This is a genomic window from Ideonella alba (genome assembly GCF_018069875.1).
GTDB classification, from domain to species: Bacteria; Pseudomonadota; Gammaproteobacteria; order Burkholderiales; family Burkholderiaceae_C; genus Ideonella; species Ideonella alba.
Genome location: NZ_JAGQDF010000016.1, coordinates 39,004 through 59,438 on the forward strand (window position 1 = coordinate 39,004; position 20,435 = coordinate 59,438).

The window sequence follows — 20,435 nt, forward strand, 5'->3', positions numbered from 1 at the left end:
CGATGAACACCGACGCGCCCGCGCTCGACACCGCCTCGGATGAGGCGAAGAAGGCCAAGAAGCACGCCTTCGAGATGAACAAGCTCAGCAAGCGCCTGCACCGCCAGGTCGGCCAGGCCATCACCGACTTCGGCATGATCGCCGACGGCGACAAGGTGATGGTCTGTGTCTCCGGCGGCAAGGACAGCTACTCGCTGCTGGACATCCTGCTGAACCTGCAGAAACGCGCGCCGATCAAGTTCGAGATCGTCGCCGTCAACCTGGACCAGAAGCAGCCGGGCTTCCCGGCCGAGGTGCTGCCCAACTACCTGAGCGGCCTGGGCGTGCCCTTCCACATCGAGACCCAGGACACCTACTCGATCGTCAAGAAGCACATCCCGGAAGGCCAGACGATGTGCAGCCTGTGCTCGCGCCTGCGCCGGGGCATCCTGTACCGGGTGGCGCGCGAGCTGGGCGCGACCAAGATCGCGCTGGGCCACCACCGCGACGACATCGTGGTGACGATGCTGATGAACATGTTCTTCGGCAGCCGCATCAAGGGCATGCCGCCCAAGCTGGTCAGCGACAACGGCGAGTTCGTCGTCATCCGCCCGCTGGCCTATGTGGACGAGACCGACCTCGAACGTTGGGCAGCACACCGACAGTTCCCGATCATTCCCTGCAGCCTGTGTGGCAGCCAGGAGAACTTGCAGCGGGTGCAGACCAAGAAGATGATCCGCGAGTGGGAAAAACAGTACCCCGGCCGCATCGACAACATGCTGACCGCGATGGGCAACATCACGCTCTCGCACATGATGGACCGCCAGCTCTACCCCTTCCAGACGCTGCAGGCCACCGGCCGCCCTGATCCGCAGGGCGACAAGGCCTTCGACGAGGACGAGGACTGTGTAAAGCCGGTCAACGCCCCGGCCGAACAGGTCGTTCGACTGGGTTGGGAGTGATCTGACGCATCGGAGTACCGCCATGCCGAACGCCATACCGAACACCCTCCGCCGCCACCTGCTGATCGCTGTTCTGGGCGCCGCCGCGCTGAGCGGCTGTGCCAGCCTGAACACCTTCAGCGGCGAGGTCAGCAGCTTCGGCGACTGGCCGGCCGGCCGCGCGCCGGGCAGCTTCGCCTTCGAGCGCCTGCCCTCGCAGCAGCAGGACCCCGAGGAGCAGGGCCGTCTGGAGCGCCTGGCCACGGTGGCGCTGCAGGCCAAGGGCTTCCAGCCGGCCGCGCCGGGCGCCAAGCCGGATGTGGTGGTACAAGTGGGCGCTCGCATCAGCCGTCAGACCCGCTCCCCCTGGGATGATCCGCTGTGGTGGCGCTTCGGTCCCGGCGTGCGCTGGTACGGCCCGTGGTCGGGCTGGAGCAGCTGGCGCTGGAGCAACGCGCTCGACCCCGAATACGGCCGCGAGGTGGCGCTGCTGCTGCGCGATGGCCCCAGCGGAACGCCGCTGTACGAGGCCCGCGCCAGCAACGCCGGCGCCACGCCGGGCAACGACAAACTGCTCGAAGCCCTGTTCCTGCTGTCGATGAACGACTTCCCGGCCGCCCGCGGCGAGCCGCACTCGGCCTCGGTCGTGCGGCCCTGAGGCCTCGGCGGCCTCCCTCATCGGGCTCGGTCGTCGGGCTCGGTCATCGGCCTCAGTCGGCCGCCAGCGCCCGCAGATCGGCCTCCCAGGTGGCCCATTGGCGTCGGGCATGTTCACGCTGACGCGGGCTGGCGCTGGCCTGCAGCTCGGCCAGCAGCTGGCAATGCGCCTGCTGGGTCTGTTCGCGCAGCGCGCGCTGGGCCGGTGTGCCGGTGCGCCAGCGCGCCCACAGCGCGTCCAGCTGCACCGCCGCATCGGCCGCCGGCAGCGCCGGCAGCTGGCGCAGCGTGGCCAGCAGCTCCTGCTGCTGGCGCTCGCGCTCGCTGGCCCAGCCGCTGCCGTCACCCAGGCGGTCGACCAGCTGGCCCACGCGGGTGCGCTGGGCGGCATCCAGCGGGCCCAGCAGGCGCTCGTAGCGCTCCGCCAGGCGGTCGATCTGCGCCTGACGGCGCTCGGCCGGCGACTGGTCGGCGGCCTCCTCGGCCTGTTCGCGGCGCTCGCGGGCGAAGTGGGCTTCCAGGTGGGTCCATTGCGCCGGGCCCAGCTGGCGGGCCACGGCCAGCGCATCGGGGCGGATCTGCTGCCAGGTGGCGTCCAGCCAGCCGGGCAGCCGGTCGGCCCAGCGGCAGACGTCGGCGGCGCCCAGCGGGCGCTCCCAGTCGCGGCGCACCTGGGCCAGGGTGGCGGCCATCTCGGGCAGCTGGGCCCGGCGCTGCCAGGCCAGCCAGCGCGTGGCGGCGTCGCGCACCAGCGCGGATTGCGTGCGGTCGAAGTCGAACTGGCGGTCCAGCCAGGTGGCCAGCAGGGTGTCGGCCTGGTTGTAGGCCAGGCGCACCACGCTGCAGCCGGCCAGCGCGACCAGCGACAGCGCCAGCAGGGCGCGCCGGGTCGCGATAATCCAGCCTCGCCCGGCCACGTCGGCGGGGCGACTGAACCACGGTTTTCGAATGACGCTTGACATCGTGATCATGGCCGCCGGCAAAGGCACCCGCATGCGCTCGGCCAAACCCAAGGTGCTGCACCGACTGGCCGACCGCAGCCTATTGCAGCATGTCCTGGACCGGGCTGCTGCGCTGGCCCCGGAACGCACCCTGGTGATCACGGGTCATGGCGCGGCGCAGGTCGAGGCCGCGGTGGGCGATGCCGCGCTGTGCGTGCGCCAGGAGCCGCAGCTGGGCACCGGCCACGCGATCCAGCAGGTGGTGCCGCACCTGGGCGACACCGGCACCACGCTGATCCTCAATGGCGACGTACCGCTGATCTCGCCCGCCACCGCGCGCGCGCTGGCGCAGGCCTGCGGCGGCGAGCGCCTGGCGCTGCTGACCGTGGTGCTGGACGACGCCACCGGCTATGGCCGCATCGTGCGCCAGGGCGAGCAGGTGCAGGCCATCGTCGAGCACAAGGACGCCAGCGACGCGCAGCGCCAGATCCGCGAGGTCTACACCGGCATGATGGCCGCGCCCACCGCGGCGCTCAAGCGCTGGGTGATGGCGCTGACCAACGCCAACGCCCAGCAGGAGTACTACCTGACCGACATCGTCGCGATGGCGGTGGCCGAGGGCGTGCCGGTGGTGGCCGCCACCGCGCCGAATGAGACCGAGGTGCTGGGCGTCAACAGCCCGGCGCAGCTGGCCGACCTGGAGCGCCGCTTCCAGCGCGCCGAGGCCACCCGTCTGATGGAGGCTGGCCTGCGCCTGGCGGATCCGGCGCGGTTTGATCTGCGCGGTACGCTGAGCCACGGCATGGACTGCGAGGTCGATGTGGGCTGCATCTTCGAGGGCGCGGTGGTGCTGGGCGACAACGTGCGCATCGGCGCGCACTGCGTGGTCCGCAACGCGCAGATCGGCGACGGCGCGGTGATCCACCCCTTCACCCACATCGACGGCGACCAGGACGGCGCGGTGGTGGGCGCCGGCTCGCTGATCGGCCCCTTCGCCCGCCTGCGCCCGGGTGCGCGGCTGGGCCGCGAGGTGCACATCGGCAACTTCGTCGAGGTCAAGAACTCCACGCTGGCCGACGGCGCCAAGGCCAACCACCTGGCCTATCTGGGCGACGCCACGGTGGGCGAGCGCGTCAACTACGGCGCCGGCAGCATCACCGCCAACTACGACGGCGCGAACAAGCACCGCACGGTGATCGAGGCCGATGTGCACGTGGGCAGCAACTGCGTGCTGATCGCGCCGGTGACGCTGGGCGCGGGCGGCACGATCGGCGGCGGCTCCACCGTCAGCAAGGACACGCCGCCCGGTCAGCTGACCGTGGCGCGGGCCAAGCAGGTGTCGCTGGGCGGCTGGAGCCGCCCGGTCAAGGCGCCGAAGAAGTAGCCTGCGCGTACACCCGCCGCGCCAGCCGCAGATCGTCCCAGGCCTTGGCCTTCTCGCTGGGCTGGCGCAGCAGGTAGGCCGGGTGGTAGGTGACCACCACCGGCACGCCCTGGTAGCGGTGCACGCGGCCGCGCAGCCGGCCCACCGGCTCGTCGCTGCCGGTGAGCTGCTGGATCGCGAACTTGCCCATCGCCAGGATGATGCGCGGCTGCACCAGCGCGATCTGGCGCTGCAGGAAGGGCTCGCAGTGCTGCAGCTCGTCGGGCGCCGGGTTGCGGTTGCGCGGCGGCCGGCACTTCAGCGTGTTGGCGATGTAGGCCTGGTGCGCCGGGTCGCTGGCGCCGCGGCCCAGGCCGATGGCGCGCAGCATCGCGTCCAGCAACTGGCCCGCCGGGCCGACGAAGGGCTCGCCCTGCCGGTCCTCCTGCTCGCCCGGGGCCTCGCCCACCACCATCCAGTGCGCCGGCACCTCGCCGACGCCGAACACCGTCTGGGTGCGCCCGCCGTGCAGGCCACAGGCCTGGCAGGCGGCCACGGCCGCGCGCAGCGCCGGCCAGTCCAGTGCGGCGATGCGCTCGGCGCGCTCGCCGCGGACGGGCGGGGCCACGGCCACCGCGTCGGCGCGTGGCGCAGCGGTGGGTTCGGGATCTGGCGCGCTGGGCTCGGCGACGACCGACGCCTGAGGCGGACGGACCGGCGGCCGCACCGGCGTGACCGACGCGACCGGCGGTGCGGCGGGCCGGACGGCCTCGGCCGGCGGCGCCGCAGGTGTGTCGGCCGCGGCGGCGCCAGGCGCTGCCGAGGGCGTCCAGAGCACCACGCCCATGGCCTCGAGCAGCGCGCGCTGGCGCGCGTCCCAGCGGGCGGGGGTGTCGGCGCCCATCAGGCGGCCTCCTCGTCGGCGCGGACGGCCCAGCGCATCACCAGCGCGTCCTCGCGACTGCCGTCGGCGCGTGCGTAGTAGCCCTTGCGCCGGCCCACCGACTCGAAACCCCAGGCGGTGTAGAGCCGGCGCGCGGCGGCGTTGCTCTCGCGCACCTCCAGCCACAGCAGCGGCGCACGGGCGGCGCGGCAGGCGTCTGCCAGTTCGGTCAGCAGGCGGCGGGCATGGCCCTGGCCGCGGCAGACAGGGTCGATCGTGATGTCGAGCAGGTGCATCTCGTCGACACCCAGCATCGCCACCAGGTAGCCGCGCAGCGTGCGGCGCTCCTCCAGCACCCAGGCCAGGTGGCCGGCGGCCAGCGAGTCGGCGAACTGGCCACGCGTCCAGGGCGATTCATGGCAGCGCGCTTCCAGCGCGGCGACGCGGTCCAGGTCGGTGTCACGCAAGCGGCGCAGCAGCAGCGTCATGCGGCGCTCCCGGCCTTCAGCGCCTCGCGTTCGGCGGTGGTCAGCGCCACCTTGTCGCGCAGGTACAGCGGCAGCGCCTGATCGGGCGCGACGCCGGGGGACTGTTGCGCGGTCTCGCGGGCCAGCGCCAGCAGCGCGGCCGCCCGGTCGGCCTGTTGCGGCCAGCGCCGTGCCGCGCCCAGCGCCAGGCGCTCGCCGAAGGCGTCGAGGGCCGAGCCGGCGCAGGCCGGCGGCGGCTCGGCGGTCCACAGCGTGGCCAGCGTGGGCAGGTCGTACAGTGCCGGCGCGCGCAGCACCTGCCAGCGGCCGCCCTGGCGGCGGTAGTGGCCGGCGTAGACCTCGTCCATGCGGGCGTCCATCGCCACCCAGAGCGCGAAGCCGTCGTCCTGGTCCGCCTGCCGGCGCGCGTCCTCGGCCACGATCAGCAGGCTGTCGAGCAGCCAGACCGGGCAGCCGATGCCCAGCGCCAGCCCCTGGGCCACCGACACCGCGGTGCGCAGACCGGTGAAGGCTCCCGGCCCCTGGCCGCAGGCGATGCCCTGCAGGTCGGCCGGCGCCAGGCCGCGCTGGGCCAGCAGGTCCAGCAGTTGGGGCAGCAGCGTGGCCGAGGCCTGGGCGCCGCCGCTGGCGTTGACGCTGCGGCCCCACGCGCCGTCGGCCAGCGCCACCGCCAGCGCCTCGGTGGCGGTGTCGAGGGCCAGCAGTCTCATCGGCGGTGGCGGGGCGGCGGGGCGGGCATGGCCGTCAGTGTAGCCGTGCGATCATGCCGCGATGCACCGCCTGCCTGCCCTCGGCGCGCTGCTGCTGGCCCTGCTGGCGCCGGCCGCACGCGCGCAATCGCCGCTGCCTCCGGAAGTCCACCAGGCGCTGCAGCGCGCCAAGCTGCCCGAGTCGGCGCTGTCGGCCGTGGTGCTGGAGGCCGAAGGTGGCCAGCGCCGGCTGGCGGTGGGCGAGCAGCTGCCGATCAACCCGGCCTCGGTGTTCAAGCTGCTGCCCACCTACGCGGCGCTGGATCAGCTGGGCCCGGCCTGGACCTGGAGCACGCCGGTGTTCGTCAGCGGCACGCTGCAGGGCGGCGTGCTGGACGGCTCGCTGGCGATCCGCGGCAGCGGCGACCCGAAACTGGTGCAGGAGCGCCTGTGGCTGATGCTGCGCCGGGTGCAGCAGCTGGGCGTGCGCGAGATCCGCGGCGACATCCTGCTCGACCGCGGCGCCTTCATGGTGCCCGAGACCTCGCCCGCCGAGTTCGACGGCGACCCCAGCCGGCCCTACAACGTGCGCCCCGACGCGCTGATGCTGAACTACAAGGCGGTGGTGCTGGGCTTCGTGCCCGATACCGCCCACGGCCAGGCGCTGGTCACGGTCGATCCGCCCCTGGCCGGCTACAGCGTGGACGCCACGGTGCCGTTGTCAGCGGGCCCCTGCGACGACTGGCGCGGTGCGCTGAAGGCCAGCGTGGGCGATCCGGCCCGGCTGCGCTTTGCCGGCGCCTTCCCCGGCAGCTGCGGCGAGAAGAGCTGGCCGCTGGCCCACCCCGACCCGAAGGGCTTCAACGCCCGGCTGGTCGAGCAGCTGTGGCGCGAGCTGGGCGGCAAGCTGGCGGGCAGCGTGCGCGACGGCAGCGTGCCGGCCGGCGCGCGGCTGCTGTTCGAGCAGGCCTCGCCGCCGCTGCTGGAGGTGGTGCGCGAGATCAACAAGTTCAGCAACAACGTGATGGCCGAGCAGCTGTTCCTGACGCTGCCGCTGGCCGCGCGCAGCCTGCCGGCGGGCGCCAGCGTGCGCCCCGAGGACGCGCGCGAGCACCTGCGGCGCTGGCTGCGCGAGCGCCTGGGCGAGGAAGCGACGAAGGAGGTCGTGATCGACAACGGCTCGGGCCTGTCGCGCGAGACGCGGGTCAGCGCCGCGCTGCTGGCGCGGCTGCTGCAGCAGGCCTGGAGCTCGCCGGTGATGTCGGAGCTGATGGGCTCGCTGCCGATCAGTGGCACCGACGGCACGCTGCGCCGCTCCACCGCCACCGCCGGCCGGGCGCACCTGAAGACCGGTTCGCTGCGCGATGTCGCGGCGGTGGCCGGCTATGTGCTGTCGAACAGCGGCCGGCGCTATGTGCTGGTCGCGGTGCTCAACCACCCCAACGCCAGCGCCGGCCGGCCGGCGCTGGACGCGCTGGTGCAGTGGGCGATCCGGGACACGCCAGCCCGCTGATCGGGCTGGCTCATCGGACGGTCTGGCCCGCTGAGCGGGCTGGCCCACCGAGCGGGGCGGGCGCCCCGCCGGATCAGAAGCGCATCGTCAGCCCGACGCTGAAGCTGGTCGGGTTGACCTTGGCGTCCAGCGTCTGGCCGGTGGACAGCGTGGCGCGCGTCTTCAGCGGCGTGGTCATCACCGCCACATCCAGACCGAGCTGATCGGTCAGCACCGCCGACAGGCCCAGCTGGGCGGTGAAGGTCAGCTTGGAGTCCATCTCCAGCGTGGTCGGGTTGGTCGGCGTGCCGCCGGTCAGGCCGGTCAGTGTGGCGGTGCCGCGCGCCTTGTAGAAGCGCGCATAGGTGGGGCCGATGCCGACATAGGGCCGCAGCTTGGCCGAGGGCTCGAAGAAGCGGTACTGCGCCAGCAGCGTGATCGGCAGCGCCTTGACCTCGCCGATCTTGCCCACGCCGGCGATCGCGCCGGCCCCGGTCAGCTCGTGCTTGAAGCCGGCGGCCAGCGGCAGGTCGAGCGAGATGTTGTCGGTCCACATCCAGGTCAGGCCGGCGGTGAGCTGGGTGTCATTGCCGATGTCGGCCTGGGTGCCCGGAAAGGACGGCGCGGTCAGGTCGCCGCTCTTGGTGTTGGGCTGGATGCTGGTGGCGCCGATGCGGCCGATCAGCGCGCCCGCGGACTGGGCCTGGGCCGTGCCGGCCAGCAGCAGGGCGGCGGCCAGGAGGGCGATGCGAGGGGTGCGGAACATGGGGACGACTCCTGCGGATGAGGTGATCACAGCCAGCCCGCCTGGGCCAGGGTGCGCGCGATCAGTTGCGAGGCCAGCTGGTGGCCGTAGGGCGTCGGGTGGAAGCCGTCGGAGAACAGGTACTTCTTGTACCAGTCGGCACCGGTGAGGCCATCAGGCGGGTTGGCCGCCAGGTTGGCGTCGGTGCAGGTGGCGAAGGTGTAGGTGGGCAAGCCGTCCGAGCCCATGCCGGTGATCGGGCAGGCGGTGTCCTTGACGTTGCTCAGCTGGTACTGCGCCGGGTTGGCGATCTCGTCGTTGAACGAGGTGTAGATGTCGACCAGGGCGATGCGCTCGTCACCCGCCACCTTGCTGGCCAGGCGGGCATTGAAGGCCTCGATCCAGCTCTTGAACAGCGCCTCGCTCTGGGCGCGTGCAGCGGCCCCGGTCTCACCGCCACCGAAGGCGGCGGCGATGCCGTCGAGCACCATCTGGAAGCGCGGCGTGTTGGTGATGCCGGGGATGTTGATCAGCGCCACGCGCTTGGCGCCCTTGTCCAGCGCCTGCGCCTTGACCATGTTGTAGAACATGTCGGCCAGGCCGACCATGTAGCTGCCTCCGGCGGTGGCCAGGCCGGTCTGGCCGCCGGCCACGGCCGCGGCCACCTGCTCGGGCGTCAGCACGGTGGACAGCACGCCCACGTAGGCGGCGCCGCCGTCGCTGCTGGCCTTCAGGTAGGCGCTGACCAGGGCGGCCGCGTCGTTGCCGCCACCGTCGATCAGCAGCAGATCACCGGCCGCGTAGCCCACCGTCGCCGCGGTGGCCAGTTGCACGCCGACGCCACGCGGGTCGGCCGCACTGTAGCCGGAGCCGGCGCCATTGATCACGCCGCCGCCGATCGCGAAGTTCGTGCAGCCGGTCTTCGGGTTGGGCGCGAAGGTGGTGCCGGTGAAGACGAAGAAGGGGCAGCCGTCGTCCACGCCGAACTGGCGCGCGACCAGGTCCGGGTAGGTGGGGTTGCCCTGGATCGTGAACTTGATGCCGAAGGTCCCGACGTCGGCCAGGCTGTCGCCCATGACCTTGACGGCAGTGATCTCGGCACGGGTGCTGGTGTCGGAACCGCCGCCGCCGCAGGCAGCCAGCAGGAATGCCAGCGCCAGGCTGGCCGGCGCCAAGGCGCCAAGACGGGAACGGGGCATGGTGTCTCCTGTGCAGTATCGCGAAAATCGAACGGTCGTTCGAAAATCCAGCGGACACTCTATCCCCGCCTCGCAAACCGAGGTCAGGCAGAAAACCCTGAGTCGGGCTGGGGCGCCCGCTCTAGGCGAGGCGGCGGCGCCAACTCATGCACAACGAAGCCATTGAGACCCAGGCAGCGCGAGGCCCCCCTGGCAGCGGGTCGGGCTCCGCCCGGCCCAGGGCGCTCAGAACGGCAGGTTGCCCAGGCGCGACACCGCCTGCTGGCCCAGGTACAGGTGGAAGGTCGAGGACGGACGCACCTGGTCGGCCCACAGGTAGCTGGCGGACTTGTCCTTGGCGGCGGTGATCAGGGTGTCGGTGGTGCAGCTCGCGCTGTTCCAGTTGGCCTCCAGGCAGGCCGGCGTGATCACGTCGCCCAGGCCGTAGGCGCTGGGCACGCGGACCATCGCCCGGCTGAGGTCATCGCCCAGCATCAGGCCGATCTTGCTGCCGTCATTGATCAGGTCCAGGCGCATCGCCTTGTTGAAGGCGTTGACCAGACGGGTCAGCAGCGCCGGGCGGTCATCGCCCACGTCGGCCTTCTCCTTCAGCGCCCAGGGGCTCAGGCCCAGGTCGTGGATGGTGCTGACCAGCACGCGCGCGCCGGTGCCGGTGACGGTGTTGATCTGGGCCGCCAGCTTCTTGCCCTGGGCGGTCAGCGTGGCGATCAGGTCGGCCTCGTTGGTGCCGTCGTACAGGGCGTACTGGTCGATGATGTCGTGCATGCCGACCATCACGGTGACCAGGTCGGTGTTCTGCACGTCACCGGCATCGATGCGGGCCTTCATCAGCGCCACCACGTCATCGACGCGGGCGCCGACGGTGCCCAGGCGGATCGCGGTGACGTCCGGCGAGGTCGCGGTGCCCTTGCACTGGGTGAAGACCTTGGCGTAGGCGGTCGACGCCATGTACTGGGTCCAGATCGGGCTGGTGCCGCAGTCGATCGTCTTGGGCGTGGTGGTGGTCAGCGCGTTGACGCTGTACTTGGTGCCGTTGTCCTCGAGGCGGCTGAGTTCGTCGCCAAAGCTCAGCACCCGCGCCGGGACGAACCGATCGACCTGGGAGGTGCCGCCGCCACAGGCGGCCAGCAGCGTCGCGCCGATCAGGGCCACGCCAGCGGCGCGGGCCAGACGGGCCGCCAGGGAGGATGCAGTCATGAGGTCTCCGGTGTGCAAGGGAACAAGGGGTCAGGCGGCGGCCCGCTGCAAGCGGTCGCGCACGCCTTCCCAATCGGGGGTGGATGGCGGCGTCTCGACCCAGATCAGCGGTGCGCCGCTGTCATCCAGCGCGCGCAGGGCCGCGAACAGGTCGTGCGCCGCCGATACGGCATCGTCGGGCATGCGGCGCCAGGGCAGGCCGGCGGGCAGGCCCTGCACCATGCGGGAATATACCGCCACGGGCGGCGGCGCCCCGCGCGCCGGGGCGCCCAGCACCTGCAGGGCCGCACGCAGCGGGGCGGTGTCCATCAGGCGCACGCGGGCGCGCGGCGCGTAGTGCGAGGCCAGCGTGCCCGAGGCGCGCGGCACGGCAGCGTCCGGGGCGGCCAGCGGCTCACCCAGCACCGCTTCCAGCGCGGCGCGACCCAGCACGCCCGGGCGCAGCAGCACGGCGCGGTCATCGCGGGTGCAATCGACGATGGCGGATTCAATGCCCACCTCGCAGTCACCGCCGTCGAGGATCAGCAGCGTGTCGTCGAACTCGCCGGCCACATGGGCGGCGGTGGTGGGGCTGACGCGGCCGAAGCGGTTGGCGCTGGGCGCCGCAACGCCCGGCACGCCCTGCCGGGCCGCCTCGCGCAGCAGCGCCTGGGCCACCGGGTGCGAAGGGCAGCGCAGGCCGATGCTGTCCTGTCCCCCCGCGGCGGCGGCGGCCTGGCCGCTGGCGCGCGGCACGATCACCGTCAGCGGCCCGGGCCAGAAGGCCTGGGTCAGGCGCGCCGCACGCGCGGGCCAGGCGGCGGCGAAGCGGCCGGCCTGCGCCGCATCGGCCACGTGCACGATCAGCGGGTGGTCGGCCGGGCGGCCCTTGGCGGCGAAGATGCGGGCCACCGCGGCGTCATCATCGGCGCGGGCGCCCAGGCCGTAGACGGTCTCGGTGGGCAGGGCCACCAGCTCGCCCGCGGCCAGGCGGGCGGCCGCCTCGGCCAGCACCGCGGGATCGCTGCCGTCGCGGATCGACATGCCGGTCAGAGCGGCGGCAGGCCGAGCAGTTGCGCCGCGCGCTCGGCCGTGGCGCGCGCCGCCGCCGCATCCGCCGCAGTGATGGTCAGATGACCCATCTTGCGGCCGCGCCGGGCACTGGTCTTGCCGTACAGGTGCAGGTGGGTGCCGGGCAGCGCCAGCACCGCGTCCCAGGCCGGTTCGCGCTCGGTGCCCGCGGCGTCGAACCACAGGTCGCCCAGCAGGTTCAGCATGATCGCCGGCGAGTGCAGGCGCGGCGCCACCAGCGGCAGGCCGGCCATGCAGCGCACCTGGGCCTCGAACTGCGAGCAGTCGCAGGCGTCGATGGTGTAGTGGCCGGAGTTGTGCGGCCGCGGCGCCATCTCGTTAGCCACCAGGGCCAGACCGCCAGCGCCGTCGTCCACCACGAAGAACTCGACGCACAGCACGCCGACATAGCCCATCTCGGCGGCGATGGCGCCGGCGCGCTGCACCGCCTGCGCGGCCAGGGCGGGTGACACCCCCGGCGCCGGCACCTCGGTCACCGCCAGGATGCCGTCGCGGTGCAGGTTCTGCTGCACCGGAAAGTGCACCACCTGGCCGTCGGCGCCGCGGGCGACGATGACGCTGAGCTCCAGCCGCAGCGCCAGGCGCTTCTCCAGCACGCAGGCGACGCGGCCCAGTTCCTGCCACGCCGCCGCCAGCGCAGCGCGGTCGGCCACGCGGACCTGGCCCTTGCCGTCGTAGCCCAGGCGGGCGGTTTTCAGGATGCCGGGCAGCAGATCGTCGGCCACCGTGGCGAGCTGCTCAGGGGTCTCGATCACGGCGTAGGGCGCGCAGGGCACGCCGGAGGCGCCGAAATGCGCCTTCTCGGCGGCACGGTCCTGGCACACGGCCACCGCATCGCCGGCCGGCGCCACCGGGCGGCGCGCGGCCAGCGCGCGCAGCGCGTCGGCGGGCACGTTCTCGAATTCGGTGGTGATGGCATCGGCCACATCGGCCAGCGTGGCCAGGCCGGCCTCGTCCAGGTAGCCGGTGGCGATGTGCTGGTGCGACACCAGGCCGGCCGGGCTGGCCGCGTCCGGGTCGAGCACCGCGGTGCGGTAGCCCATCGCCTGCGCGGCGTGGACGAACATGCGGCCCAGCTGGCCGCCGCCCATCACGCCCAGCGTCGCGCCGGGCAGCAAGGTGGTGCGCATGTCAGGCCTCCCGCCGGGCCGCCCCAAGGGAGGCCTGCGCCCCCTCGGGGGGCAGCGAACACAGTGAGCGTGGGGGCTTCGTCATGTCAGATCCTGGGTCATCGCCCGGGCCGCTTCGGTCTGGGCGGCCCGGAAGGCCAGCAGCTTCGCCTGCAGCGCCTCGTCGCGGTTGGCCAGCATGGCCACGGCGAACAGTGCCGCGTTGGCCGCACCGGCGGTGCCGATGGCAAAGGTGGCCACCGGGATGCCCTTGGGCATCTGGACGATCGAGTGCAGCGAATCCACGCCCTGCAGGTGGCGGCTGGCCACCGGCACGCCCAGCACCGGCACCGGCGTCTTGGCAGCCAGCATGCCGGGCAGGTGGGCGGCACCGCCGGCGCCGGCGATGATGGCCTGCAGGCCACGCTCGCGGGCCTGCTCGGCGTAGGCGAACATGTCGTCGGGCATGCGGTGCGCCGAGACAACCCGGGCCTCGTGGGGCACGCCGAACTCGGCGAGAATCTGGGCGGCGGCCTTCATGGTGTCCCAGTCGCTGGACGACCCCATGACGATGCCGACCACGGGCGTGGCGCTGTTCAAGGCTGCAAGGCTCCCGTCGGGCAAAAGCCGTGATTTTAGGCTGGCGCCCGTTGCCGGGGTGCGTCCGCACCGTGTCTGCCCTGTTTTCCCCTTCGCCTGCCCTGACATGATCGACATCACCCTGCAGAACTTCGAAGCCGAGCTGATCACCGCCTCGACCCGGCAGCCCGTGCTGCTCGACATCTGGGCGCCCTGGTGCGGCCCGTGCAAGTCGCTGGGTCCCACCCTGGAAAAGCTCGAGACCGAATATGCCGGCCGCTTCACGCTGGCCAAGCTCAACAGCGACGAGCAGCCTGAGATCGCCGGTCAGCTGAGCCAGGCCTTCGGCGTGCGCTCGATCCCGTTTTGCGTGATGTTCGTCGGCGGCCAGCCGGTGGACGGCTTCGTTGGCGCCATCCCCGAGCCGCAGATCCGCGAGTTCCTGGGCAAGCATGTGCCCACCGAGGATGCGCTGGAGGCCGAGGCCGAGGTGGAAGAGGCCGAGGCGATGCTGGCCGAGGGCGGCGACATCGACAGCGTGATCGCCAAGCTGCAGGAGGCGGTGGCCATCGACCCGTCCAACGACGTGGCCCGGCTGGACTACCTGAAGGTGCTGCTGGGCGTGGCGCGCCAGGACCCGTCGCGCATCGCCCAGGCGCGCGCCGCCTTCGACCCGGTGGCGGCCAAGGTCCTGTCCGACAGCCGCTTCGCCGCCGTCGAGCACTGGCTCAAGGCCTGCGAGGCGGCGCAGCAGGCCCGCCCGCCCGAGGCCCTGGCGGCCGCGGTGGCGGCCAACAAGCGCGACTTCGCGGCCCGCTTCGAGGCCGCGCAGGTGCTGTTCGCCGTGGGCGCCTTCACCCAGGCGATGGACGAGCTGCTGGAAATCATCATGCGCGACAAGGCCTGGAACGACGAGGCCGCGCGCAAGACCTATGTGGCCATCCTCGAGCTGATGACCAAGCCGGCCGCCAAGCCGGCCGCCGGCGAGGCCCCCAAGGGCGCGCTGGAGGTGACCGGCAAGGCCGCCGTGGCGCCGGTGGATCCGGTGCTGGAGCAGTACCGCCGCAAGCTGAGCATGGCCTTGTTCTGAGGCCGGGCCGGGCTCGGCCCACCGGCGGCTCAGTCGCCCAGCACGGCGTCCACCTGGGCCAGCTGGGCCGCCAGCGCCGCCTGGAAGGCCTGGAATTCCTCCAGCGCCGCCTGCGCCAGCGCCTGGTGATGCGCCGAGGCCGCGCTGTCGCCACAGCGCGCCAGCAAGGCCGCCAGCCGGGCGTGGCCGGCGGCGCGGTCGTCGGCGTCGGGCTGCTGGTCCACCAGTGGCGCCAGTGCCCGCGCTTCCTGCTCGGCCCGCTGCCGCTCACCCAGGTGCCAGCGGCACCAGGCCCGGTTCAGGCCCATGTGCGGCACCAGACCGGCCATGCCGGAGCCGGCGGCTTCGTCCAGCGCCGCGTCGTAGAGCGCCACCGCCTCGCCCCAGCGTTGCAGCACGGTGTACAGGCGTGCCTTCATCACCGGCGGCATGGCCCCCAGGCCCTCGTTGCCCAGGCCCAGGTCGAGCTGGCTGCAGGAGTCGGCCTCCAGCAGCGCGCGGCGGGCCTCGTCCTCGCGGCGCTCGCCCAGTGCATCGAGCAGGCCCAGGCGGTCGACCTGGCCGGAGTTGCGGTTGTGGGCCATGGCCGAGAGCATCGCGGTGTCGCCCTGCGACATCGCCCAGTGGCGCACGTTCAGGTACAGGCGCTGCGCCCGCTCGTGCAGACCGGCCAGGCGCGAGGCATCGGCACGCACCAGGCACAGCCGGGCCTGCACGCCCGGGTCGCGCTCGGTGTCCAGCCGGCCGGCCGCCACCATCGCGTCGACCATCGGCGCGAAGCGCCGGGCATTGAAGTGGCACAGCGCCATCCAGGCCAGCGACAAGGCCTGCAGGCGCGGCAGGCCGACGGCGGCAGCGCGCTGGCGGGCGTCGTCGAAATGCGTGAAGGCCTGCGGGGACAGGGCCTCGAAGTGCTCGATCATGCCGGCCAGGAAGGGCACCCAGGCGCCCAGCGCCTCGCGGCCGCGGCGCTGGGTCAGCACGCGCAGGCCCTTGAGGGCAAAGCGGGCCTCGGCCAGGTGGCCCGAGCGGGCCTGGGCGGCGGCCCGCTCGGCACGCAGGCAGTCGGCCTGCGCGGGGTCTCGGCACGCGGCTATCGCCGCGTCCAGACCGTCGATCAGTCGGGACACAGGGCGCTCTCCTCCCTGCCTGGAGCCGGTCTTCAGCCGGTCAGGCGTTCGAGCGCTTCGCGATACTTCGCTGCGGTACGCTGGATCACATCGGCCGGCAGCGCAGGCGCCGGGGCGGTCTTGTTCCAGGGCTGGCCATCCACCGTGGCCTGCTCCAGCCAGTCACGCACGAACTGCTTGTCGTAGCTGGGCGGGTTCGCGCCTTCCTGGTAGCCCTCGACGGGCCAGTAGCGCGAGGAATCGGGGGTCAGCACCTCGTCCATCAGCGTCAGCGTGCCGTCGGCATCGAGGCCGAACTCGAACTTGGTGTCGGCGATGATGATGCCCTTGGTCAGCGCGAAGGCCGCGGCCTCCTGGTACAGGCGGATCGACACCGCGCGCACGCGCTCGGCCAGGTCGCGGCCGATGATGGCCACCATCTCCTCGAAGCTGATGTTCTCGTCGTGGTCGCCCATCTCGGCCTTGGTGGCCGGGGTGAAGATGGGCTGCGGCAACTTGGACGCGTTCTTCAGGCCGGCCGGCAGCGCCTCGCCACACACCGACTGGCTCTGCTGGTACTCCTTCCAGCCCGAGCCGGCCAGGTAGCCGCGCACCACGGCCTCGACCGGCAGCGGCTTCAGGCGCTTGACCAGCATCGCGCGGTCGCGCACCTGCTCGACCTCATCGGGCGCCACCACCGACAGCGGGTCCTCGCCGGTCAGGTGGTGGGGCACCACATGGCCCAGGCGGTCGAACCAGAACAGCGCCATGCGCGTGAGCAGCGCCCCCTTGCCGGGGATGGGTTCGCCCATCACCACGTCGAAGGCCGACAGGCGGTCGGAGGCGATCATCAGGATGCGGTCGTCACCGACCGCATAGTTGTCACGCACCTTGCCGCGGGCGAGCAAGGGCAGTGAATGCAGGGAGCTTTCGAGGAGCGCTGAGACCATGTCAATCCAGTGGGCTGATGCCCTGGATTGTAGGCGGCGAGCCCGTTACCCCCCTTGGACAGGGGGGTGGACCCACCGAATAACGCCCCTAGAACGTGGGGGTGTCAGCGCACCTGCTGGGCCAGCGCGCCGCTGGCGTAGCGGGCCGCCATGTCGACCAGCGTGAGGCCCTGGATCTTGCCGGCCTGGCCCTCGCAGCCGAATTCCAGGTAGCGCTGCTTGCAGATTGCCTTGGCGGCTTCACGGGCGGGCTTGAGCCACTCGCGGGCGTCGAACTTGTCGGGGTTCTCGGCCAGGAACTTGCGCACCGCACCGGTCATCGCCAGGCGGATGTCGGTGTCGATGTTGATCTTGCGCACGCCGTGCTTGATGGCTTCCTGGATCTCGGCGATGGGCACGCCGTAGGTTTCCTTCATCTTGCCGCCGTACTGGTTGATGATGGCCAGCAGGTCCTGCGGCACCGACGAGGAGCCGTGCATCACCAGGTGGGTGTTGGGGATGCGCGCGTGGATTTCCTTGACGCGGCTGATCGCCAGCACGTCGCCGGTGGGCGGGCGGGTGAACTTGTAGGCGCCGTGGCTGGTGCCGATGGCGATGGCCAGCGCATCCAGCTGGGTTTCCTGGACGAAGCGGGCGGCCTCTTCCGGGTCGGTCAGCATCTGGCTGTGGTCGAGCTTGCCGACCGCGCCGATGCCGTCTTCCTCGCCGGCCTCGCCGGTTTCCAGCGAGCCCAGGCAGCCCAGCTCACCCTCGACGGTGACGCCCACCTTGTGCGACATCGCGACCACCTGGCGGGTGACCTCGACGTTGTAAGCGAAGTCGGCCGGGGTCTTGCCATCCTCGCGCAGCGAGCCATCCATCATCACCGAGCCGAAGCCCAGGTCGATCGCGCCGGCACACACCTTGGGGCTGGTGCCATGGTCCTGGTGCATCACCAGCGGGATGTGCGGGTACATCTCGGCCGCCGCCTGGATCAGGTGCTTGATGAAGGGCTCACCCGCGTACTTGCGCGCACCGGCGCTGGCCTGCAGGATGACCGGTGCACCGACCTCGTCGGCGGCGGCCATCACGGCCTGCACCTGCTCCAGGTTGTTGACATTGAAGGCCGGAATCCCGTAGCCGTTTTCGGCAGCGTGGTCCAGCAGTTGGCGCATCGAGACGAGAGCCATGGGAGGGTCCTCAGGGGGAAGTGGAAAAACTCTGCGGCGCGCTGTCGATGTAACCGCGCCGTAACTCGCCGAATTCTAGACCCGCACCCTGTCGCCGGACTGTCCCCGACCCTGGTGGCGCATCAACCGACGCGGCAGACCTTGAGCATGTTGGTGCCGCCGGGGTAGCCCATGGGCTCACCGCAGGTGATGGCATAGGTGTCGCCCGGGCGCAGGATGCCGCGCCCCACCAGGATGCGCTCGGCCGCCACCAGCGCGGCATCGCGGTCGGTGAAGCTCTCCATCTGCAGCGGCCGCACATTGCGGTAGAGCGCCATGCGCGCCACCGAGCGCGGCTGCGTGGTCAGGCCGAAGATCGGCACGTGGATGTTGTGCCGGCTCATCCACAGCGCGGTGGAGCCCGACTCGGTCAGCGCGACGATGGCCTTGCAGCCCAGGTGGTGGGCGGTGAACAGCGCGCCCATGGCGATCGACTGGTCGATGCGGGCGAAGGTGCGGTCGCTGAAGTTGGCGTCCAGGCGCACGTCCTCGGCGCGCTCGGCCTCCAGCGCGATCAGGTGCATCTGTTCGACCGTCTCGACCGGGTACTTGCCGGCCGCGGTTTCGGCGCTGAGCATCACCGCGTCGGTGCCGTCGAGCACCGCGTTGGCCACGTCAGACACCTCGGCACGGGTGGGCACCGGGTTCTGGATCATCGATTCCATCATCTGCGTGGCGGTGATGGTGATCTTGTCCATCTCGCGCGCCATGCGGATCATCTTCTTCTGCAGCGCCGGCACCGCGGCGTTGCCCACCTCGACCGCCAGGTCGCCACGCGCCACCATGATGCCGTCCGAGGCCTTGAGGATGGACTCGAGGTGGGGGATGGCCTCGTAGCGCTCGATCTTGGCGATCATCGCCGGCTTGTGGCGGTAGGGCTCGCCGGCCACGTTGGCCAGCTGGCGCGCCATCTCCATGTCGGTGGCGTTCTTCGGGAAGCTCACCGCCAGGTAGTCGCACTGGAAGGACATCGCGGTCTTGATGTCTTCCATGTCCTTGGCGGTCAGGGCCGGCGCGGTCAGACCGCCGCCCTGCTTGTTGATGCCCTTGTTGTTGCTGAGCTCGCCGCCGATCTTGACGATGGTGTGGACCTGCTCGCCCCGGACCGCCTCGACGGTCAGCACGATCAGGCCGTCATTGAGCAGCAGCGTGTCGCCGGGCTTCACATCGCGCGGCAGCTCCTTGTAGTCCAGGCCGACACCGCCGAGGTCGCCGGGCTCGGCGCGCGCGGCGTCGAGCACGAAGGACTGGCCGTTGACCAGCATCACCTTGCCCTCGGCAAACTTGCCAACGCGGATCTTCGGGCCCTGCAGGTCGGCCATCAGCGCCACCGGCTTGCCCACCTGGGCGGCCACCTCGCGCACCAGCGTTGCACGGTCGATGTGGTCCTGCGCCTTGCCGTGGCTGAAGTTCAGCCGCACCACATCGACGCCGGCGCGCAGCAGCCGCTCCAGCACCTCGCGGTCACTGGACGCAGGGCCGAGGGTGGCGACGATCTTGGTGGCGCGGGGCATGGGGGAGGTCTCCTGTGGCGCGAGGGCGGTGTGCCGCGCCGTGTGTGGTGTGATGCGGCCATTATCCGCAGAGACAGGTACGACGCAGTTACCAGTGCACGGCCAGCCCTTCGGTGCCCGGGGCCGGAAAGACCGCGTCGTAGCCCAGGCGCTGCTGGCGCGCCGGATCGGCCCAGGCGCGGGTGGTGTCGCTGAGGTGGTTGAAGCACAGCTGCACCCGCGCCGGCTGCGAGGACGCCAGGATGCAGGCCAGCGCCTCCTCGTCCGGGTGGCCGAAGAGGTCGCCGTTGGTGCTGACCAGGTAGCGCGGGCACTCGACCAGGGCCATCAGCTCGGCGGTGGTGTTGCCGCGGCTGCCGTGGTGCGCCAGCTTCATCGCGTCAACGCGCAGCCGCGACTGGCCACGCGCTGCCAGCAGGCGGCGGATCGAGGCGCAGACCACCGGCGCATGGGCATCGGCCAGCAGCAGGGCGCTGCGCCGGCCGAACTCGGCGAGGAAGGCGATGCTGGAGCCATTGGCGGGCGCGGCGTCCAGCCGGGTCGACCCCGCCGGGCGGGTGGTCGCGCCGCCGCCGAGCAGCCCGGCCTCGGGCAGGTAGCGTGATTGGGTGGCCAGCGCCGCCCAGGCGCTGTCGAAGTCGCCGGGCACGACCTGGCCCTTCAGGTCGGTGCGCCAGGCGCGGTGCAGCGCCACCAGGCCCTCATCGGTGGGCGACAGCAGGGTCAGTTTCAGGCCGCCGGGCAGTGTCACCTCGGGCAGCGCACCGGTGGCGGGCACCCGCACGGCATGGCCGCCAAAGGCCCGGTTCCAGGTGTCGGGCGGCAGGCGCTGCTGGATCAGCGCGGCGAAGAACTCGCCCTGCTTGCCGCCCAGCCGCTCCTGGGCGCCCGCCTCGATCAGGTGGGTCCAGCCGTTGAACCAGACATCGGCCACGCTGAACGGCCAGGGCGTGGGCTCGGCGAACAGGCGCAGCAGGCCGTCGACATGGTCGGTGTCGACATGGCTGAGCACCACCAGTTCGAGCCGCTGCCCGGGCAGCGCATCGATCGCGGCGCGCAGCGCGCCATAGGCGCCGATCGGGCCACCGTCGACCAGCAGCTGGCGTGGGCGGCGGCCGTCATGCCAGCGCAGCAGCAGCGCATCGCCGTGCAGCGCGGGCAGCATCTCCAGTCCCATCGAGCGCTTCATGCGGTCTCTCCCAGACCCGCCGGGGGCCGGGCTGCACTGTGC

Annotated in this window: 20 protein-coding genes; 5 read left to right on the forward strand and 15 right to left on the reverse strand. The window is 71.9% G+C overall.

Going from position 1 to position 20,435, the window contains the following annotated elements; translation table 11 throughout:
• Positions 1-2: 2 nt before the first annotated feature.
• Together ttcA and KAK07_RS22185 are read left to right on the forward strand one after the other, a co-directional pair.
• A complete protein-coding gene (gene ttcA, locus KAK07_RS22180; RefSeq protein ID WP_210852307.1) occupies positions 3-941 on the forward strand; it encodes a tRNA 2-thiocytidine(32) synthetase TtcA in 939 nt (312 codons plus the stop codon).
• A gap of 22 nt (positions 942-963) precedes the next feature.
• The gene (locus KAK07_RS22185) at positions 964-1,578 is read left to right on the forward strand and encodes a DUF4136 domain-containing protein (protein ID WP_210852309.1); all 615 of its coding nucleotides are present in this window, start codon (positions 964-966) and stop codon (positions 1,576-1,578) included.
• A gap of 52 nt (positions 1,579-1,630) precedes the next feature.
• Here KAK07_RS22185 and KAK07_RS22190 read toward each other — a convergent pair whose 3' ends face one another.
• A complete protein-coding gene (locus KAK07_RS22190) occupies positions 1,631-2,539 on the reverse strand; it encodes a DUF6279 family lipoprotein (RefSeq protein ID WP_210863280.1) in 909 nt (302 codons plus the stop codon).
• Between KAK07_RS22190 and glmU the strand changes: the two genes are divergently transcribed.
• A complete protein-coding gene (gene glmU / locus KAK07_RS22195) occupies positions 2,526-3,902 on the forward strand; it encodes a bifunctional UDP-N-acetylglucosamine diphosphorylase/glucosamine-1-phosphate N-acetyltransferase GlmU (protein WP_210852313.1) in 1,377 nt (458 codons plus the stop codon). The two genes, KAK07_RS22190 and glmU, sit on opposite strands and share 14 nt — an antisense overlap.
• Here the strand turns inward: glmU and KAK07_RS22200 are convergent.
• The 3 genes from KAK07_RS22200 to tsaB are packed head-to-tail and all read right to left on the reverse strand — an operon-like array spanning position 3,883 to position 5,962.
• Positions 3,883-4,785: a uracil-DNA glycosylase gene (locus KAK07_RS22200; protein ID WP_210852315.1), complete on the reverse strand. Its 903-nt coding sequence runs from the start codon at positions 4,783-4,785 to the stop codon at positions 3,883-3,885. The genes glmU and KAK07_RS22200 overlap by 20 nt on opposite strands.
• A complete protein-coding gene (rimI, locus tag KAK07_RS22205; protein WP_210852317.1) occupies positions 4,785-5,252 on the reverse strand; it encodes a ribosomal protein S18-alanine N-acetyltransferase in 468 nt (155 codons plus the stop codon). Before rimI ends, KAK07_RS22200 begins: the two co-directional genes overlap by 1 nt.
• Positions 5,249-5,962 (reverse strand): tRNA (adenosine(37)-N6)-threonylcarbamoyltransferase complex dimerization subunit type 1 TsaB, encoded by a 714-nt coding sequence (gene tsaB, locus KAK07_RS22210; protein ID WP_210852319.1) that lies wholly within the window; start codon positions 5,960-5,962, stop codon positions 5,249-5,251. The genes rimI and tsaB overlap by 4 nt, the downstream gene beginning before the upstream one ends.
• A 61-nt stretch (positions 5,963-6,023) precedes the next feature.
• On the opposite strand from tsaB, the gene dacB reads away from it, so the two are divergent.
• Positions 6,024-7,454: a D-alanyl-D-alanine carboxypeptidase/D-alanyl-D-alanine endopeptidase gene (gene dacB, locus KAK07_RS22215; RefSeq protein WP_210852321.1), complete on the forward strand. Its 1,431-nt coding sequence runs from the start codon at positions 6,024-6,026 to the stop codon at positions 7,452-7,454.
• A 73-nt stretch (positions 7,455-7,527) separates the two neighbouring features.
• Here the strand turns inward: dacB and KAK07_RS22220 are convergent, their stop codons facing one another.
• The 6 genes from KAK07_RS22220 to purE all read right to left on the reverse strand — a co-directional run bounded on the left by KAK07_RS22220 (position 7,528) and on the right by purE (position 13,321).
• Positions 7,528-8,199: an OmpW/AlkL family protein gene (locus KAK07_RS22220; RefSeq protein WP_210852323.1), complete on the reverse strand. Its 672-nt coding sequence runs from the start codon at positions 8,197-8,199 to the stop codon at positions 7,528-7,530.
• A 26-nt stretch (positions 8,200-8,225) separates the two neighbouring features.
• Complete coding sequence (locus tag KAK07_RS22225; protein WP_210852325.1) at positions 8,226-9,377, reverse strand: SGNH/GDSL hydrolase family protein; 1,152 nt, start codon at positions 9,375-9,377, stop codon at positions 8,226-8,228.
• A gap of 225 nt (positions 9,378-9,602) precedes the next feature.
• Positions 9,603-10,574 (reverse strand): SGNH/GDSL hydrolase family protein, encoded by a 972-nt coding sequence (locus tag KAK07_RS22230; RefSeq protein ID WP_210852328.1) that lies wholly within the window; start codon positions 10,572-10,574, stop codon positions 9,603-9,605.
• Positions 10,575-10,604: 30 nt separating this feature from the next.
• Positions 10,605-11,597 carry an L-threonylcarbamoyladenylate synthase gene (locus tag KAK07_RS22235; protein WP_210852342.1) on the reverse strand — a complete coding sequence of 331 codons (993 nt, stop codon included), beginning with the start codon at positions 11,595-11,597 and terminating at the stop codon, positions 10,605-10,607.
• Between the two features lie 5 nt (positions 11,598-11,602).
• Positions 11,603-12,775: a 5-(carboxyamino)imidazole ribonucleotide synthase gene (locus KAK07_RS22240; RefSeq protein ID WP_210852344.1), complete on the reverse strand. Its 1,173-nt coding sequence runs from the start codon at positions 12,773-12,775 to the stop codon at positions 11,603-11,605.
• Between the two features lie 81 nt (positions 12,776-12,856).
• Positions 12,857-13,321: a 5-(carboxyamino)imidazole ribonucleotide mutase gene (purE, locus tag KAK07_RS22245; RefSeq protein WP_210852997.1), complete on the reverse strand. Its 465-nt coding sequence runs from the start codon at positions 13,319-13,321 to the stop codon at positions 12,857-12,859.
• 139 nt (positions 13,322-13,460) lie between these two features.
• Between purE and KAK07_RS22250 the strand changes: the two genes are divergently transcribed.
• Positions 13,461-14,423: a tetratricopeptide repeat protein gene (locus KAK07_RS22250; RefSeq protein ID WP_210852346.1), complete on the forward strand. Its 963-nt coding sequence runs from the start codon at positions 13,461-13,463 to the stop codon at positions 14,421-14,423.
• Positions 14,424-14,452: 29 nt separating this feature from the next.
• Here KAK07_RS22250 and KAK07_RS22255 read toward each other — a convergent pair whose 3' ends face one another.
• From KAK07_RS22255 to KAK07_RS22275, 5 genes are all read right to left on the reverse strand, one after another.
• On the reverse strand, positions 14,453-15,553 hold the full coding sequence (locus tag KAK07_RS22255) for a hypothetical protein (protein WP_210852348.1): 1,101 nt from the start codon (positions 15,551-15,553) through the stop codon (positions 14,453-14,455).
• A gap of 32 nt (positions 15,554-15,585) precedes the next feature.
• The gene (locus tag KAK07_RS22260; protein ID WP_210852350.1) at positions 15,586-16,482 is read right to left on the reverse strand and encodes a phosphoribosylaminoimidazolesuccinocarboxamide synthase; all 897 of its coding nucleotides are present in this window, start codon (positions 16,480-16,482) and stop codon (positions 15,586-15,588) included.
• Positions 16,483-16,586: 104 nt separating this feature from the next.
• Positions 16,587-17,651: a class II fructose-bisphosphate aldolase gene (fba, locus tag KAK07_RS22265; RefSeq protein ID WP_210852352.1), complete on the reverse strand. Its 1,065-nt coding sequence runs from the start codon at positions 17,649-17,651 to the stop codon at positions 16,587-16,589.
• A 122-nt stretch (positions 17,652-17,773) separates the two neighbouring features.
• On the reverse strand, positions 17,774-19,204 hold the full coding sequence (gene pyk, locus KAK07_RS22270) for a pyruvate kinase (RefSeq protein ID WP_210863282.1): 1,431 nt from the start codon (positions 19,202-19,204) through the stop codon (positions 17,774-17,776).
• A gap of 88 nt (positions 19,205-19,292) precedes the next feature.
• The gene (locus KAK07_RS22275) at positions 19,293-20,393 is read right to left on the reverse strand and encodes a ComEC/Rec2 family competence protein (RefSeq protein WP_210863284.1); all 1,101 of its coding nucleotides are present in this window, start codon (positions 20,391-20,393) and stop codon (positions 19,293-19,295) included.
• Between the last annotated feature and the right edge of the window lie 42 nt (positions 20,394-20,435).